Origin of the sequence: Mesopusillimonas faecipullorum, assembly GCF_020539505.1 — a bacterium.
Taxonomy (GTDB): Bacteria; Pseudomonadota; Gammaproteobacteria; order Burkholderiales; family Burkholderiaceae_B; genus Mesopusillimonas; species Mesopusillimonas faecipullorum.
Window position 1 is genome coordinate 225,469 of record NZ_JACDXW010000005.1, and the last position, 16,535, is coordinate 242,003.

Genomic DNA, 16,535 nt, shown 5'->3' on the forward strand with positions numbered 1-16,535 from the left:
CGTTTTGATAACGACGTCTAAACGGCTGCCTGTTGCGGTGAAGGAGGCTGCTCGAAGGAATCAAGGCTTGGAAGCGTCCTGCTTGTCACGTGCGGTGAATTCCGAAAGGTCTGGCCCTCGCCCGCCTGCCCGAGATGATGAAACAATTGGAAGAACTCTCGGGACGTCCTATTATTGCGTGCAACCCGGCTGCGCAGACCCCGGTTGCCCGCAAAAGAGACAGCCATAAGGAAGGCACAAAGTGAAGCTGATCACGTATCGAGTAACAAACTTCCGTTCAGTGATAGACAGCGGCGACATTGAGGCCGGCGACGTTGCCGCACTCATCGGTGTCAACGAGTCAGGAAAAACGAACTTGTTGCTTCCACTTTGGAAGCTCAACCCTGCCCGTGAAGGCAACATTCAACCAACATCGGACTACCCGAAGACCATGTTCGCGGATGTGCGCGCCGAGCCAGGACGCTTTCAGTTCATCACTGCCGACTTCGATGCTACCTCTCTCCGTGAAGATTTGGTGTCGCTGACGAAAGTGGATCCTACACAAATGGAAGTCGTGCGTGTCGGCAGATATTTCGACGGGGAATATGCAGTCTCATTTCCGCAATATTCCCCCAAGACAACGGTCTCTGCGTGGGAGAGCAAGGACGAGTTGTTAAGTCTAATTACGTCTATTGAACAAGCAGACGCGCTGAAAAGCGAAGAGCCTCTTAAGTCAACGATTCTTGGCGATGTTCAGGCGTTGGCCGAGGCTATCAACCAAGACTGGACTGCGCAGGATCTCGACAACGTCATCACGTCGCTGGAGAAGCTACTGCCAGACCAGCCAGCCAAAACTTCGACGATCATTCCTCGCGTCCAGCAAACGATCGACACCTTGACCGCATGGTTGGCCGAAATCAGATCGCCCGCCCCAGAAGACATTGAAGGGGTGCGGGATCTTGTCCTGACAGCACTCCCCAAATTTGTCTACTACTCCAACTACGGGAACTTGGACTCCGAGATCTATTTACCGCATGTGGTCGATAATCTTAAGAGACAAGACCTGGGCGCTAAGGAGGCTGCGAAGGCTCGAACTCTGCGTGTATTGTTCAGCTTTGTTCGCCTTCAACCTAAGGAAATCCTTCAGCTTGGCCGCGATTTCAAAGACCCAAACAATCAGAGTAGGCAACCCACTGAAGCCGAGATTGCGGAGATCGCGGAACGCAAACGGGAGCGCTCCATCTTGCTACAGTCCGCGGGCACGACCCTGACGAAGGAGTTCAAGTCTTGGTGGAAACAAGGCGACTATCGCTTCCGATTCGAAGCAGATGGAGATCACTTCCGAATTTGGGTGTCGGACGACCGACGCCCAGAAGAAGTCGAGCTAGAAAACCGCAGTACGGGGTTGCAATGGTTTCTAAGCTTCTACCTAGTGTTCTTGGTGGAAAGCCAGGGGGACCACGAAAACGCCGTCCTTCTACTAGATGAGCCCGGTCTATCGCTTCACCCTCTAGCGCAACGCGATCTATCCGCCTTCTTCGATGGGTTGAGTGAAACCAATCAGATTATCTACACAACGCACTCACCATTCCTCGTCGATCCCGATCGGCTAGATCGAGTAAGGAAGGTCTATGTCGCTGCTGATGGCTCTACCGAGTCCTCACCGAATCTACGTCAATCGGGTGCTGACCCTGCACATGCCGGCGCGGCGTATGCCGTGTATTCAGCACTCAATCTGAACATTGCTGAGAGTCTGCTGCTAGGTTGCCTGCCTGTCGTTGTTGAAGGGGCTTCCGATCAGCACTATCTAACAATGATCAAGGCACTTCTTATTGGCGCAGGGAAGATCAAACCTAGCCGTGAACTAGTGTTTCCACCCGCAGGTGGAACTAAGACGTTGAGAATCACTGCTGGGATCTTGACTGGCCGAGACGAGGCTCTTCCTGTGGTTTTACTGGATGGTGACCACATGGGTAGGAGGATGGCTACGGAGCTAACTAGCAGCCTGTATAAAGGAGAGGAGAAGAGGATACTATCGACTGATGAGTACGCTGGCTTCGAAGGGTCAGAGCTCGAAGACTTGATCCCCCATCAGCACTTTATGGCAGCGGTAGATCGAATTTTTCGTGGGCCAGAACAGGAATTTTCGGAAGTCATGTCACCAGGGACACCCGTCGTGCCACAGGTTGAGGTTTGGGCCAAGAGTGAAGGCATTGAGCTGACGCCTGGCTGGAAGGTGGAGGTTTCCAAACGCGTGAAAGCCTCCCTTCTGGCCAAGGGGATCGACAGTATCGAGAACGATTTGATTGAGCGATGGGTGCAACTCTTCAGTCGGTTTGAGCTGTAGTTGTAGTAGTTCCGACTTGCCCGCCGACTACACCACGCGCCTACCAGCCTCAATTAACGGCCTGAGGAGCCCCACATCGTTGGCGTTGCCATCTCCCTTGTAGCACTTTGTCGTTTCCTCCGGTACATCGGGCCTGTGTAAAAGCCTGAAAAGCCCTCAAGAAATGCAGCCTCCTCAAAACCCTTTGTGATTCATCTACGCAGATTGGTACACCCACAAATCCTGGGAGCCGCCGAAAACAGCCGACTCCCATTCTTCTATGGTGACTATTGCAACGGCGGCTCCGACCGGGAGGGGCCTCTACCACCATTCATTGCTGATGGAAGAGATTCGTCCCAATAGGCAAGTCGGCGCTCAACAAAGCCTGAGTGCGTACGTTTGTGACGTAAAAAGCATACGTTCGTAGTCCACATACAAGGGGTTTCCCAAGTGCACGACGGAATCTGACTGCTGACTTTTCCGATGCAGCGCATACGCTAAAGAAGGGTTTTGCACCGCTTCAAGAACCAAACCTGTGATCCCTCGACTCATCAGCTCCTTCTTAAACTTGGTCAGGAAGCCTTTCCTTCGCAGACTCGGGTGTAGCGTGATCGAACGTAGGTAGATTGTTGTCTCCACCTTCAGCCAGGGAGCGAAATCAACGAAGACCGGCAGTGCTTTACCAAACTCCAGCTCCCCCATATCCTGAACGCTCTCGACAGTTTTGAACATAAACGTTCTGTCCCTGGGGACGGGCGCTGCGAGCAGCCCCACCGCAAATTCAGCACACTCATGAGCCTGAGAATCAAGGTACTCCTGCGGGTCGATCCGGGACCAAACGTGTCTTTCAAATTCCTCCGCCACCTTGGCGTCTCTGCGTGCTTCAGTAAGCATCAGCGTCACGATGTCAGGCGTGTATAGCTCCGGTGGCACGGTCCGCCCCATCAGTTCATGGAACTTGACGATATCTGCTTTCGATAGTTTGCACATAGAAGTTCCTCCCTTTTCTCATGCGGCCCGCACGGCACTGACAAGCTCTTCGGCGCTGGGGTTGTAGTACCGCATCGCCATCTGCAACGTCTTCCAGCCCATCACCTTTGCCAAGGTAGCAGGCGAAGGAATTCGGGTCGCAAGTCTGGAGGCTGCTTCATGTCGCAAATCATGAAACGTCAGGTCCACGATCCCTGCTCGCTTGCAAGCACGCCGAAATGCAGCACTAAGCCCGCGTGTGTCGTAGAACGTAAACAGCTTTTCACCTTCAGACTGACTCATCAGCCGGCGAAGAACTTCTTCTGCACGAAGAGAGAGGGGAACCACGCGTTTAGAGCCATTCTTGGTCTGGTGGAGTACAACGTGATGCCGGTGAAGGTTCACGCTCGACCGCGTGAGACCGACGATCTCGCCGGCTCGCATGCCAGATTCAATCGCGAGAATGATCGCATCAGCAAGCTGGGGAGCCCGACAAATGGAACCCTGAGCCGCATCTAGCACACGCTCTTCTTCATCGTCTTCAAGACGACGATCTCGATGCTCGGGCGCGGCTGGTTTGCGGATCCGTGGAATGGGATTGTCAATCGGATATCCCCAATCCATAATGGCGCACGAAATAACAGCGGAAAGCAGGCCGAGCTCTCGTAGCACCGTACCCGGCCCAACCTGCTTCAGACGCTCGTCCCTATAATTTGAGAAGTCGGCCGGCCCGAGATCAGCGAGCCTTTTCTCGGCGATATGGTGCTCGCGCATGCGGCGAAGTCGCGGAAGCTCGCTAGCGCCCCCGCGTTTCGTTGGCACGACTTCTTTTGCATAGCGCTCAAGGACGTGATCAAAAGTCGTCGTCTGCGCTACGCGCCGATCTGTAAACTGTGTTCGACGTATGTCTGCTTCTACGCCAGCGGCCCATACGTCCGCTTCCTTCCACGTTTCAAACGTTTTTGTCTGCTTACGCGCGCCTTTAATCCGGACCACTGCTTGGAACTGAAAAGGTCCTCGTTCATAAATCGATGCCATTTTGGCCTCCCACACTGTTGAAAAAAAGTCGAGTGCAGGTGTATAGGTAGAAGTGCCGCGAAAATGCCGCAATAATCGAAATTATTACAATCGATTACATTTTCAGGCGGCTAAAATCCACCTAACAAGTTGATTTATAAGGAAATTTACTGGTGGGCGGTACTGGGTTCGAACCAGTGACCCCTGCCGTGTGAAGGCAGTGCTCTACCACTGAGCTAACCGCCCGCTTAGGTGCTGTGGATATTCAAAGCTTTGAATGTACACCTGGCGAGGGATGAGATTATAGCACGCACTAAAGGCGCGTTTTAAGCGCCCTCCCTCAGCCCCACTTAAGCCAAGGGCTCAGACTCCAGCTTGCGCCAGATGCTGCCTCCGGCCTTGTCCAGGCTGTCCAAATACGCCTGATGTGCTGCCAGTTCTTCTGCCGAGGCTTGCAACACTGGCAGGCTGGCAAGGTCTACATCGCCTTCCAGCATCACGTAGCCTTGCTGGCTGTCATCCCCCGAGTCCATCAAGAGTTCGTCTTGGCCGCGCGTCATGGCCAGCCACACATCGGCCAGCAACTCGGAGTCGAGCAAGGCGCCGTGCAGGGTGCGGTGGGCATTCGAGATGCCGAAGCGTTCGCAGAGGGCGTCCAGACTGTTACGCTTGCCGGGGAATAACTCACGCGCATAAAGCAAAGAGTCAGTGACCTCGGCGCAGGCCGTACGAAACGCCGGTTTGTCTATGCGCGCTAGTTCGGCGTTCAGGAACTTCAGGTCGAACGCCGCATTGTGAATGATGACCTCGGCACCACGCACATAGTCGAGGATCTGGTCTGCCACTTGCTCAAAGCGCGGGTGATCTTTCAGGAAATCAGTGGTCAGGCCGTGAATAGCCAGTGCTTCCGGGTCGCTGTCACGATCAGGGTTCAGGTACAAATGCAGGTGGTTGCCGGTCAGCCGCCGGTTAATCATTTCCACGCCGGCGATTTCGATGATGCGGTGACCATCGGCTGGGTCCAGGCCGGTGGTTTCGGTATCGAGGATGATCTGGCGCATGCGGTTTCCTGGTACAAAAAGAAGGCGACCACCTTGGTCGCCTCGGGGATTGTAGACCGAATGGGCCGGCCAACTAAAGCTTAAAGCACACCCTTGGCACGCAGCGCCGCCACACTCTGCGCGTCCAAGCCCAGCTCGGCCAACACGTCTTCGGTGTGCACTCCCAACGCCGGCGGTGCCACAGGCTCTACCGTGGGCGTGCCTGACAGCTTCATGGGGTTGGCCACCAAGTCTACGGTGCCGTAGTGGTCGGACTGCACTTGCTGGCGCATGCTGCGCGCTTGCACTTGCGGGTCTTCGAACACACGGTCTATGGTGTTGATGGGGCCGCAAGGGAAGTTGCGTTGATTGCCCAGGGTGCACCATTCGTCTATGGTTTTGGCCAGCATGCGTTGTTGCAACAAGGGCACCAACTCATTACGGCTGCGCACGCGGGCGGCATTGGTGGCAAAGCGCTCGTCTTTGGCCAATTCAGCCATGCCAGCCGTGTCGCAGAAATTAGCAAACTGGGTGTCGTTGCCTATGGCCAGCATGACGTAGCCGTCTGCACAAGCAAAGGGCTGGTAGGGCACGATGGAGGGGTGCGCACTACCCAAGCGGCCTGGCACCACGTCGCCCAACAAGTAGTTGCTGGCTTGGTTGGCTAGCGTCGCCACCTGTACGTCCAGCAAGGCCACGTCTATGTGCTGGCCTTCTCCGGTGCGGGTGCGATGGTAAAGCGCGGCCAAAATAGCCGAGGTGGCATACAGCGCCGTCAGAATGTCGACCACTGCCACGCCGACTTTCTGGGGGCCGCCGCCGGGCGTGCCGTCGGGCTCGCCGGTAATGCTCATCAGGCCGCCCATGGCCTGGATCAGCGCGTCGTAGCCCGGGCGTTCGGCGTAGGGGCCGCTATGGCCAAAGCCGGTAATAGAGCAGTAGATCAGCGAGGGGTTAACCGCAGCCAAAGTGGCGTAATCCAGCCCGTATTTCTTCAGGCCGCCTACCTTGTAGTTTTCAACCAGCACGTCGGCTTTGGCCACGAGTTTAAGCAATACCTCGCGCCCTTCGGGCTTGGTAAAGTCGAGCGTGATCGAGCGCTTGCCACGGTTGGCGCAAAAATAGTAGGCAGCATCGCGGGCATCGGGCCCCGAGGCGTCGGCTGGCGCGTCGGTGCGCGTGACAAAGGGTGGGCCCCAACCGCGTGTGTCGTCGCCCGCCCCAGGGCGTTCAACTTTGATGACGTCGGCGCCAAGATCGGCCAGGTTCTGGGTAGACCACGGCCCCGCCAAAATGCGGGACAGATCCAGTACCGTCACGCCCTGCAATGCTGCTGCCATGAAAAATGCTCCAAGCTAGCTATTTACTTTTCAATGACCGGCACCTGAGTGGCCGGCGGGGTGTTGCGACTGCGCTGGCAACGCACGATACCGTCGATGATGACCATGCCCACGCCAGGCAAATCGCCCAGCTGTACGCTTTCCAGCAAGGTGTCAGCAGCGGTGTGTTGGGCGCGATCCATGATGACGAAGTCGGCCACACGGCCTACCTCGATCAGGCCGCAATCCAGGTTGCGCATGCGCGCTGTGTTGCCGGTGGCAAAACAGAAGGCAATTTCGGCGGGAATATCGGCCAGACTGGAAAGCTGCGACACCATGCGCAGAATGCCCAAAGGTTGTACGCCCGAGCCGGCAGGGCCGTCGGTACCCAGAATGACGCGATGCAGGCATTTGAGTTCATGCGCGTGGCGCGCTGTGAGTATGCCTATGCGTTCGTTGCCGTTGTGCACGATTTCGATGCCGCGCGTCGAGCGCTCGCACAGTTCACAGACGTGCTTGTAAGACAAAGAGGTGTGGCCGCCGTTGATGTGGCCGATGATGTCGGCGTCGGCCTCAAGCACCACGTCTTTGTCGATGTAGCCAGAGCCGGGTACCGAAGGGCCGCCCGTGTGTATGGTGCTTTGGATGCCGTATTTACGCGCCCATTTGACCATCTCGGCGGCTTCATCGCCGGCCTTGACGCTACCCAGACCGATCTCGCCCAAGAGGGTGACGCCGGCATCGGCCAGTTCTTTGAAGTCGGACTCGACCATCCCTTTTTCGATGACCGGCGCACCGGCCAGTACCTTGACGCCGCCGGGACGGAAAGCATCGAAGGCGCGCTGCGAGGTGATGGCCAAGGCCTTGAGACCGACGATATCTTTGGGACGCCCCGGGTAATGCACTTCGCCCGCCGAGATCATGGTGGTCACGCCGCCGTTCAGCGAGGACTCGATCCAGTTCAACTGGCTTTGGCGCGGTGTCCAGTCGCCGGCTACCGGGTGAACGTGCGAGTCGATCAAGCCGGGCGCCAGCGTGGTGCCGCGGCAGTCAATGACGGAATCGGCGTCCACGACGTCACAGTCTTTGTACCGGCCCACGGCAGCGATACGGCCATCCACCACAACGATGGTGTCGGCTTCGAGGATGGGGTTTTCAAGGTCGCCCGACAGCAGCAGGCCGATGTTCTTGATAACGAGTTTGCCAGAATGTTTTTCGACGATAGCGGTGGCCATATTCTGTTCTCCTGATGTGGGTTGGCGTGCGTCAACAGCCATGCAGCTCAGCGATGCCCCGGCCTGACGCGTAACGCGCAAGCCGGGGGCACACGCTTAGCGCAGACCGTCCTCGCCCTTGGCTTCGGCAGCGGTCAGGCCGCCTACGCGTGGCAGCGGACGACCCGAGTCGGTGACGGCGACGGCGACCACGATTTCATTGGCTCGTGGTGCATCCGAGACGCGCGCTTCGATGGCGTCGAAGTGGCTGCGCACGAAAGCGGCGTCTTTGTGGCCCAGGGGAACGTCAATAGCGGTGCCAACACCGCCTTGCTTTTTAGAAGACGGCACCAGTGCCGCGCCTTTCTCGACGGCCTTGCGCAGCGGTGCGCCCAGCTTGGGGTGCAAAATGGCGGCGGCATGTTCGAGCTCGCCGGCTTCGCCGACGATGGCGGCTTTGCCATAGCTTTCGGCTTGGCCAGGCTGAATGCCCAAGGCTTTGACGCACTTTTCGCCCAACAGGCCGCCCAACTCTTCACCGATGGCCATCAGTTCGTCCAGGTTTTCAACATAGCGGCCGGCAAAGGGATTTTCGATGACGGCGACGGCCACAGCGCGGCGCGTGGCGGGTTCTATGGCTTTGCCCATTTCGACGCGGGTTTCATCAACCGAAACGACAAGCTTGCGGATCTTTGCATTCATTGTGTTCTCCCGAGGTATCTAGATTGCGAGCCTTCAATCTCGCGAAATTCAATTCTTGGAAACAGCTGTGCACGGCGTGCAGGCTGCTTAACGGTGCTTAGCGCAAGCCGTCGTATTTGCTGATCTGTTCGGGCCGCAAGCCGCCTACACGCTGGTGTACGCGCCCACCTGTGGCCATGACAAGGATGAAGACCAGCTCATCAGACGCCGGGGCACCTGGCACGCCGACTTCCATGGCGTCGAAATGCCCGCGCACATAGCTGGCCGTAATGTGGGTAAGGGGTACGTCAAGCTTGGTGCCAGGCCCGCCCACTTTTTTGGTGGAAGGCACAATGGACAGGGCGCGGCCCATTTCCAGGCCTTTTTGCCCGCTGCTTTGCCCTTGCTTGTACGAGGAACGATCACCCTTCCAGCCCAGGAGTTCGCGCATGGCGTAGCCACCTGGCACGTGCCACAGGGCGCCGTGTTCGAGTTCGCCCGCAGCGCCCACGATAGAACCTTTGCCATAGCTTTCGATGTCGTCGATGGAGACGTCCATGGCGGCCAGCAGATTGCGAGCCATTTCCAGGCCGACGTCGTTGAGTTCTTCCATCATGGGCAGAATGTCTTCGACATAGCGCCCGGCGTAGGGGTTCTTGAGCACGGCGCCGACGGCGCCGCGGATCAAGGGTTTATCGACCGCTGGGCCGAACTCGTGGTAGATGGTTTCGACCTGAGTGAATTGCCTGCGTACTTCGATCAAATCTGACATGGTTCCGTCCTGATTCTTGATAGCAATCTGAATAAAGCAAACGTCCCGCCTTAAGGCGTTGACGGTAAAACTACGCGGTGCTGCCCTTGCAAAACCAGGGCGGCTCCTTCGATAAGACCGGCATCCAGCAAGGCTTGCGCCTGCGCTGCGCCGCGTGCCAATGCCTGCTCGACGACATGTTCGGGCAAGCTGCCAACCTCGACCGTGACCAGCGCCTGGCCTAAGTCGGAGTCGTCTTTGAGCGTATCGGCGGGGGCTCGGCGTATGGCTGGGTGCTGCACCGTAACTTGATTGGCGATCACCGTCGCGGCAGCATCTGCACCAGCGGCGGTGCTTGCCAATACCGTCACGCTATCGGCGATGCCCAGACTGAAGCTACGCCCTCGCCAGCCGCTGGTAGCTACGCCACGCACCGGCGAGGCCGCCGAAACCGTAAAGCCGCCATCCAAGTCGCTGGCTGCTTGCGGTGCGCCAGGTCGCGAAACGTCGGCAAACAAGCCTACGCGGTATTGGGCATCTTGCGCCAAATACAGGGCGATGTCACCCCCGTTGTTGACGTAGGCGCGCTGTATGCCGGGCTGAGCCGCAAAGACGGCGATGATCTCGTCGGCCACGGCGCCGGCGACCGCCACCATGGGCGTAATGTACAAGTGCGGCGCGTAAGGCAAACTGGCCGCCAGCATGCGGCGTGCTGTTTCGCCTTGCACGCGTTGCCAAATGGGGTCTGCTGCGTTGGGCAGTTCAGTCGAGGGCCGGCACAGCGCCGCAGGCAGCGTCGAAGCCAAGACAACAGGCCTGCGCAAGGCCGGCAATTGCGCGACCAGCTCGGTCAGTATCCCGGTGAACTTTTGCCAGGCGGCTTGCAGCGCTTGTTTCACTGCATCTTCGTCGCCATCGGCCCCGATGATGAGATCTATGGGCCCATGCTGAAAATGCCAACGCCCCCCATCCAGACGGGCAGCCACCGCCCCGTCGGCATGCTGCCAGACGGGGACGGCGGTTTGGCCGGAGACGAGGGTGGACACTCCCTTAACCCAGTACGGGCTTCTGGCCCAAAGGCCAGGGGCTGCTGGGGTCAACCCAGTTGATGACGCGGTATTTGGCTTGCTTGAGCACTTCCTGGATAGGCAAAACATCGGCCATATGGCCGCCCAAACGCTCGTAGTCTTCGCGCGTCATGCTGAACTCGATAGGCGCGACAATGGCGGGCGTGGGCACGTAGCCGAAGGAGTTGTCGGGCATGCGCAGCACGTCGACCATGACGGTAATGCCGCCCCCCGCCCAGATATAGGCCGGTGCGCCGCCGCATGTGACGTTGACCAAGGCCTTCTTAATAGAATTGGTGAGCCAAATGGGGTTCTCGGTAACGCCTGCACGCAGCGAACCACCCGCCCCACCCAGGAACAACACACTGGCCAGCGAGGGTTCGCAGTTCTCGCCAATGCGATCCACCGTCTTTTGCAAAGGCTCGGGAATCGGCTTGCGCTGCGGCGTCAGGGTGTCGTCCAGTTCGAAGTATTCGGCGTGCTCGCCCGTGGTAGACGTAATCAGCAAGCGCAAACCAGGCCAGGCCACCTCGGGGTCAAAGCCTTCGATAATGGCCAAGGGATCGGAGATATCGGTACCCCCCCAACCGTTGCCGGGGTTGGCCACTTGAAAGTAACGGCCAGGCGTGGATTTGCGGCCTTTCATTTTGATGCCCGAAGACTTCATATCCAAGCATTTACCCGCTTGGTGCTCAGTCAGCACGCCGGTAATGTGGTCGTCTACCACCACGACTTCGTCGGTATGACCAAACCATTGCTTGGCAAAAATACCGATGGCGGCAGAACCGCAACCCACGCGCATGCGCTTTTCTTCTACGCCGTCAACGATGGGCGCCTTGCCGGCTTGAACGACCAACTGGGCGCCGCCGTCTATGGTGAGCTCTACCGCTTCTTTATTGCCTAAGGCCATCATCACGTCGCAAGTGATGCGGCCTTCTTTTTTGCTGCCACCGGTAAGGTGATGCACGCCGCCCAACGACAGCATTTGCGAGCCGTATTCGGCCGTGGTGACGTGGCCGACGATCTCGCCCTTATGACGAATATTGGCTTGCTCTGGCCCAAGATAGCGGTCGGTATCGATTTTGATCTTGAAGCTGCAATAGCTGAAGATGCCTTCGGTGACCACGGTAACCATGTCTACGCCGTCAAGCTTGGACGAGACGATGAAGGGCGCAGGCTTGTAATCGGGGTAAGTGGTGCCCGAGGCCACGCCGCTGACGAAGAGTTCGTCGCCGGTATCGGTTTCTTGCAAAGCGTACTCTTGGCCGGGTACGTCGGTCGACTCTTCGGGAAGACGACGCATGAACACGACCGGGTCTAGACGGGTAAGCACGCCGTCTACGTTGCCCCAACGGTCACAGGCACCGGTACGGCCTTCGGTGATCTGGCACAGCACGGGACAGGCATTGCATTCGACCTTGTTTGAGGCCATGTTGGCACTGCGCGGCTTGGAGCGCTCCAGTACCGTGGGGCCTGCTGTTACGGGCAGGATTTCATCCAGATTATCGGTGCTGTGATCCACCTTGGTGTGCTCGGTCATTACGGACTCCTGTGTCGGTATAGCGCCGTCCACGCCACACGCCAGGCATGCGCCCGAAACCGGCGGCAAGGCCTCAACCTGAATGTAGCGCTCACTATAAATTGTAGTGTTTACTACATTCGATCATAGCGTAAAAGACTTGCGCTATCAATCAAGAATCTTCCCGATTTTGCATGGGCTGAATCAGGGTAAACCCGCCAGGGCAAGGCTTTGCGCCACGAACCCTTAAGTCGCCGCATGATAATCTTTCGATAATAAGTCTCATTAATCATCTGCCGCCTTATCGTCCTTGCCATGATGAAACTCCGCGCTGCATTCCTCTACGCTACGTGCTTCTCATTGGTCACGCTGGCCTGGTCTGCCTCGGCCACCGCACAAAAGCCGCTGCCACCCGCCGCCAATACAGAAGCTGCCTCAAGCCCTACCCGCGCCTCCGACCTGCCCGTTGAATTGATCGAAGACCCTCGCATCACCCGTCTGGAGATCGCCGCGCCTGAGGGCCAGGCACGCTGGCGTATACAGGTAGCCCGGCCCGATTGCGCAGCACCAGCAGATGGCTACCCGGTGCTGTATCTACTCGACGGCGATGCGGTTTTTCCCGTCGCATGGCGTGCCCTTAGCCGTTTGCAGCAGCCATGCCTGGCGCTGGTGGCTGTGGGTTATCCCGGCCCGATGCGCGTCAATGTGCCACGCCGCTATCTCGACTTCACCCCGCCCACCGCCGAGGAATACCTGGGGGAACGTGGTGCCGGGATGGCCACCGGCGGTCGTGAGGACTTTCTTGAGTTCCTGACCGGCCCCTTGCGCACGGAAGTGGCGCGCTTGCTGCCGATAGACAACACTAAACAAGCCTTATTCGGTCACTCATTAGGCGGCTTGTTCACTCTGTATGCCTTAACGTCACGCCCAGAGCAGTTCCAAGCCTACATCATCGCCGACCCCTCCCTGTGGTGGAACGGCCAATCGGCCATCCGTGAAATGGAAGCCTTCTTTGGAGGCATCAGCGCAGCAGGCGGCGGCTTGGATCAGCCTATCCAACTCCATATGTTGACTTCGGGCAGCCAGCCCCCTCGCACCGGAGAGCGCACTACCCGCAGCAGGCAACGCATGCCGGAACCCGCCACTCGTCAACTGGTAGATAGATTTGCTCAAGTACGGGGGCTTAAAGTGCAAGACCAACACTTTCCCCACGAAACTCACGGTTCACTCTTGCCCCTATCGGCCACTGAAGCGGTGCGCTTCGCCAATGGCGCATTTGCGCAGAGCCCTTGATTCTGTATGCCCAGCGTCACAAAAAATGTAGTAACCACTAAAAAGTTTGGTGTTCACTACATTTTTTTATACACTACTCCAAGAAGTTAAGACTCACGCTTAAAGTTATTGTCTTAAGCGCTCCCCTCCTCTCTTTTTGGTAAGTAGCCATGACACACGTCGTCACCGAAGCCTGTATCAAATGCCGCTATACCGATTGCGTCGACGTCTGCCCGGTCGACTGCTTTCACGCCGGCCCCAATTTCCTGGTCATCGACCCCGATGAATGCATAGACTGCGCCGTGTGCGTGGCCGAATGCCCTGCCGAAGCCATCTACGCCGAGGAAGACCTGCCCAGCGATCAGATGCAGTTCATCGAAATCAACGCCGAACTGTCACAACAATGGGAAGTCATTTCGCGTAAGGTAGACGCGCTACCCGATGCCGACGATTGGAAAGGCAAAACGGGTAAGCTGGAACTCTTGGAACGCTAAACCCCAACGCACGCCACCTTGCCTTACAAAGCCGGTGCGTGCGAATATCACCGACTGCCCCATTGCCGGTAGCAGCATCCGGGCGCCGGCCACCTCCCTTCCCTGATGACTGATATGCACAAGAACTGGATCGCCGGCGAATGGGTCGCCTCGCAAAACACGCAGCAAAACCTCAACCCCTCCGATTTGTCCGACATCGTCGGCGAATACGTACGCGCCAGCGCGGCTGATGTCGACGCCGCCATCGGCGCCGCCAGCCAAGCCTGGCCGGCCTGGTCGCTATCTACGCCGCAACAGCGCTTCGACGCGCTGGACTTCATCGGCAGCGAACTGCTGGCCCGCAAAGAAGAACTGGGCGAACTGCTGGCGCGCGAAGAAGGCAAGACGCGCCCCGAAGCCATAGGCGAGGTCGCCCGCGCCGGCCAGATCTTCAAGTTCTTTGCCGGTGAAACCCTGCGAGCCGCAGGCGAGTTCCTGCCATCGGTACGCCCCGGCCTGAATGTCGAAATCACCCGCGAACCCATAGGCGTGGTCGGCATCATCACGCCCTGGAACTTCCCCATCGCTATCCCCGCCTGGAAGATCGCCCCCGCCTTGGCCTATGGCAACTGCGTCATCTTCAAACCCGCCGATCTGGTCCCCGGTTCGGCCTGGGCGCTGGCAGAGATCATCAGCCGCAGCGGCTTGCCCGCAGGCGTATTCAATCTGGTCATGGGGCGCGGCAGCGTCGTCGGCCCGGCCCTGGTCGAAGACCCTCGCGTCCATGCCATCACCTTTACCGGCTCGGTCGGCACCGGCAATCAATTGCTGATCGATGCCGTCAGCCGTCACAAGAAAGTGCAGCTGGAACTCGGCGGCAAAAACCCCTTCATCGTGCTGGACGACGCCGACCTTGAAGTCGCGCTGGACTGCACGATTCAAGGCGCGTTTTACTCCACCGGCCAGCGCTGCACCGCCAGCAGCCGCATCATTGTCGAGCGCGGCATTCACGACCGCTTTGTCGAAGAGCTTGCCAAGCGCACTAGCGCTCTACGGGTTGGCCATGCCCTGCGCAGCGAAACGCAGATCGGCCCGGTGGCCGACGCGTCGCAACTGGAACAGGACATGGAGTACGTCGCCATCGGCCAACGCGAAGGCGCGCAACTGCTGTGCGGTGGCGAACGCCTGCAACGCGACACCGAGGGCTTTTTCTTCAGCCCCGCCGTGTTCGTCAATGCCACCAACGACATGCGCATTGCCCGTGAAGAAATCTTTGGTCCGGTTGCCGCCATCGTGCGCGCCGACGATTACGACCATGCCCTGGCCCTGGCCAACGACAACGAGTTCGGCCTCAGCTCTGGCATCTGCACGCAGTCACTCAAGCGCGCAACGCACTTCAAACGCCACATCCAGGCCGGCATGACCATGGTCAACGTCGCCACCGCCGGGGTCGACTATCACGTGCCGTTTGGGGGCCGCAAAGGCAGCAGCTACGGCCCGCGCGAGCAAGGCCGTTACGCGCAAGAGTTCTTTACTGTGGTCAAGACCGCCTATACAGCGGCTTAAACAAGAAAAGGTGGGAATACGCTTGCCGCATGTCCCCACCTTATTGAGCCCGGCGCGGGGTCTACCGTGAACGCACGGCCACTACGCCAGTGCCGCTGCCAACGCTTGCTCCAGATCGGCGCACAGATCTTCTACCGCTTCCAAGCCCACATGCAAACGCACCACTGTGGTGTCGCCCTTGCCTTGCCAATAGCTGTGCGGCTTAAGCGTGGGGGGTTCTACCCATTGCACCAGGCTTTCAAAGCCGCCCCACGAAAATCCTATGCTGAACAAGCGCAAGGCATCGACAAAGCGGCGCCCTTGCTCGTAGTTAAGCTTTAGCTCTACCGACATCAAGCCATTGGAGCCCAGGCAATCGCGCTGCCACAGCGCATGGCCGGGGTCTTCCTGCCAAGCGGGATGGTAAATGCGGGCCACTTCGGGCTTGGCCGCCAAAAAGCGGCAGATTTCCAGAGCGCTGTGCGCATGGTGGCGCATACGTAACGGCAAGGTACGCACGCCACGCAGCGCCAGCCAGGCATCTTCGGCGCTGATGGTATAGCCCAGGGCGTAATGGGTGTCGGTAATCTGCTGCACCAAGGCCTCATCGGCCACCGCCACCGCGCCCAGCATTAAGTCGGCATGCCCACCCACGTACTTGGTACCCGCCACGACCGACACATGCGCCCCCAGCGCTAAGGGGCGATAGGCGTAGCCCGCTCCCCATGTGTTGTCGGTTACCAGCGTCAGCCCCTTGTCGCGGGCAAAAGCTGCCAAGGCGGGCAGGTCCAGCATCTCCAGCAGCAAGGAACCCGGAGACTCCACATACACCATGCGCGTCTCGGGGCGCAGTTGCGCCTGCATGTCTTCTGGCGTGCCTCGGCAGTAGCTGACTTCTATGCCCATGCGGCGCAGCACGGTTTTATCCAGATAGCGCACCGGGCCGTATACACAATCGGCCACCAATACGTGGTCGCCTTTGCTTAGCAAAGCCAGAAACACCAGCGATATCGCCGACAAACCAGAAGGCGCCAGGAAGCTGCGTTTGGCGCCTTCCAGTTCGCAGAACACCTCTTCGAGCGCCACATGCGTTTCAAGGCCGGGCCGCCCATAGGTGCTGGGGCGGGCACCTGCTTCGCGCTGGGCCACGACATTGTCCAGGGCCTGCAGGTTTTGAAAGCGTACGGTACTGGTGCGCACCGCTGGCAATGTAACGGGGGCCAGCCCGGTTTTGGGATTAAACTCGGCGATGCCCGTGTGCAGCAGCCTGGTTTCCAGCTTGGTATCGCGGTGCGTCATGATGTACGTTGATCCTTATGAAGGTTAACTAGAAAGCTAACATATCTGCCGCACGTGCACGACC

14 protein-coding genes and 1 tRNA gene are annotated in these 16,535 nt (G+C 58.4%); 4 read left to right on the forward strand and 11 right to left on the reverse strand.

The window, feature by feature from the left end; genetic code table 11:
• Window positions 1–241 precede the first annotated feature (241 nt).
• A complete protein-coding gene (locus H0484_RS11160; protein WP_226954714.1) occupies window positions 242–2,326 on the forward strand; it encodes an AAA family ATPase in 2,085 nt (694 codons plus the stop codon).
• 354 nt (window positions 2,327–2,680) lie between these two features.
• On the opposite strand, the gene H0484_RS11165 is transcribed toward H0484_RS11160, so the two are convergent.
• The 10 genes from H0484_RS11165 to H0484_RS11210 all read right to left on the reverse strand — a co-directional run bounded on the left by H0484_RS11165 (window position 2,681) and on the right by H0484_RS11210 (window position 11,903).
• Window positions 2,681–3,295, reverse strand: coding sequence for a hypothetical protein (locus tag H0484_RS11165; protein WP_226954715.1), 615 nt, complete (start codon window positions 3,293–3,295; stop codon window positions 2,681–2,683).
• Between the two features lie 18 nt (window positions 3,296–3,313).
• On the reverse strand, window positions 3,314–4,312 hold the full coding sequence (locus H0484_RS11170; RefSeq protein ID WP_226954716.1) for a tyrosine-type recombinase/integrase: 999 nt from the start codon (window positions 4,310–4,312) through the stop codon (window positions 3,314–3,316).
• Window positions 4,313–4,462: 150 nt separating this feature from the next.
• A tRNA-Val gene (locus tag H0484_RS11175) sits at window positions 4,463–4,537 on the reverse strand.
• A 104-nt stretch (window positions 4,538–4,641) separates the two neighbouring features.
• The gene (dnaQ, locus tag H0484_RS11180; protein WP_226954717.1) at window positions 4,642–5,352 is read right to left on the reverse strand and encodes a DNA polymerase III subunit epsilon; all 711 of its coding nucleotides are present in this window, start codon (window positions 5,350–5,352) and stop codon (window positions 4,642–4,644) included.
• Between the two features lie 80 nt (window positions 5,353–5,432).
• Window positions 5,433–6,671, reverse strand: a complete 1,239-nt coding sequence (locus H0484_RS11185) for a CaiB/BaiF CoA transferase family protein (RefSeq protein ID WP_226954718.1) — start codon at window positions 6,669–6,671, stop codon at window positions 5,433–5,435.
• 23 nt (window positions 6,672–6,694) lie between these two features.
• A complete protein-coding gene (locus H0484_RS11190; RefSeq protein WP_226954719.1) occupies window positions 6,695–7,885 on the reverse strand; it encodes an amidohydrolase family protein in 1,191 nt (396 codons plus the stop codon).
• A gap of 96 nt (window positions 7,886–7,981) precedes the next feature.
• Window positions 7,982–8,566, reverse strand: coding sequence for an amino acid synthesis family protein (locus tag H0484_RS11195; RefSeq protein WP_226954720.1), 585 nt, complete (start codon window positions 8,564–8,566; stop codon window positions 7,982–7,984).
• 97 nt (window positions 8,567–8,663) lie between these two features.
• Entirely contained in the window at window positions 8,664–9,308 is a 645-nt protein-coding gene (locus tag H0484_RS11200; protein ID WP_226954824.1) for an amino acid synthesis family protein, read from the reverse strand.
• Between the two features lie 59 nt (window positions 9,309–9,367).
• Window positions 9,368–10,342 carry a UPF0280 family protein gene (locus tag H0484_RS11205; protein WP_226954721.1) on the reverse strand — a complete coding sequence of 325 codons (975 nt, stop codon included), beginning with the start codon at window positions 10,340–10,342 and terminating at the stop codon, window positions 9,368–9,370.
• A gap of 4 nt (window positions 10,343–10,346) precedes the next feature.
• Complete coding sequence (locus H0484_RS11210; RefSeq protein WP_226954722.1) at window positions 10,347–11,903, reverse strand: 6-hydroxynicotinate reductase; 1,557 nt, start codon at window positions 11,901–11,903, stop codon at window positions 10,347–10,349.
• Between the two features lie 294 nt (window positions 11,904–12,197).
• Here H0484_RS11210 and H0484_RS11215 point away from each other — a divergent pair, with 294 nt between their 5' ends.
• From H0484_RS11215 to H0484_RS11225, 3 genes are all read left to right on the forward strand, one after another.
• Complete coding sequence (locus H0484_RS11215) at window positions 12,198–13,175, forward strand: alpha/beta hydrolase (protein ID WP_226954723.1); 978 nt, start codon at window positions 12,198–12,200, stop codon at window positions 13,173–13,175.
• A gap of 149 nt (window positions 13,176–13,324) precedes the next feature.
• Window positions 13,325–13,648, forward strand: coding sequence for a ferredoxin FdxA (gene fdxA / locus H0484_RS11220; RefSeq protein ID WP_226954724.1), 324 nt, complete (start codon window positions 13,325–13,327; stop codon window positions 13,646–13,648).
• A 114-nt stretch (window positions 13,649–13,762) separates the two neighbouring features.
• Window positions 13,763–15,193: an aldehyde dehydrogenase family protein gene (locus H0484_RS11225; protein ID WP_226954825.1), complete on the forward strand. Its 1,431-nt coding sequence runs from the start codon at window positions 13,763–13,765 to the stop codon at window positions 15,191–15,193.
• Between the two features lie 81 nt (window positions 15,194–15,274).
• Here H0484_RS11225 and H0484_RS11230 read toward each other — a convergent pair whose 3' ends face one another.
• A complete protein-coding gene (locus tag H0484_RS11230; protein WP_226954725.1) occupies window positions 15,275–16,471 on the reverse strand; it encodes a trans-sulfuration enzyme family protein in 1,197 nt (398 codons plus the stop codon).
• Window positions 16,472–16,535: the final 64 nt, after the last annotated feature.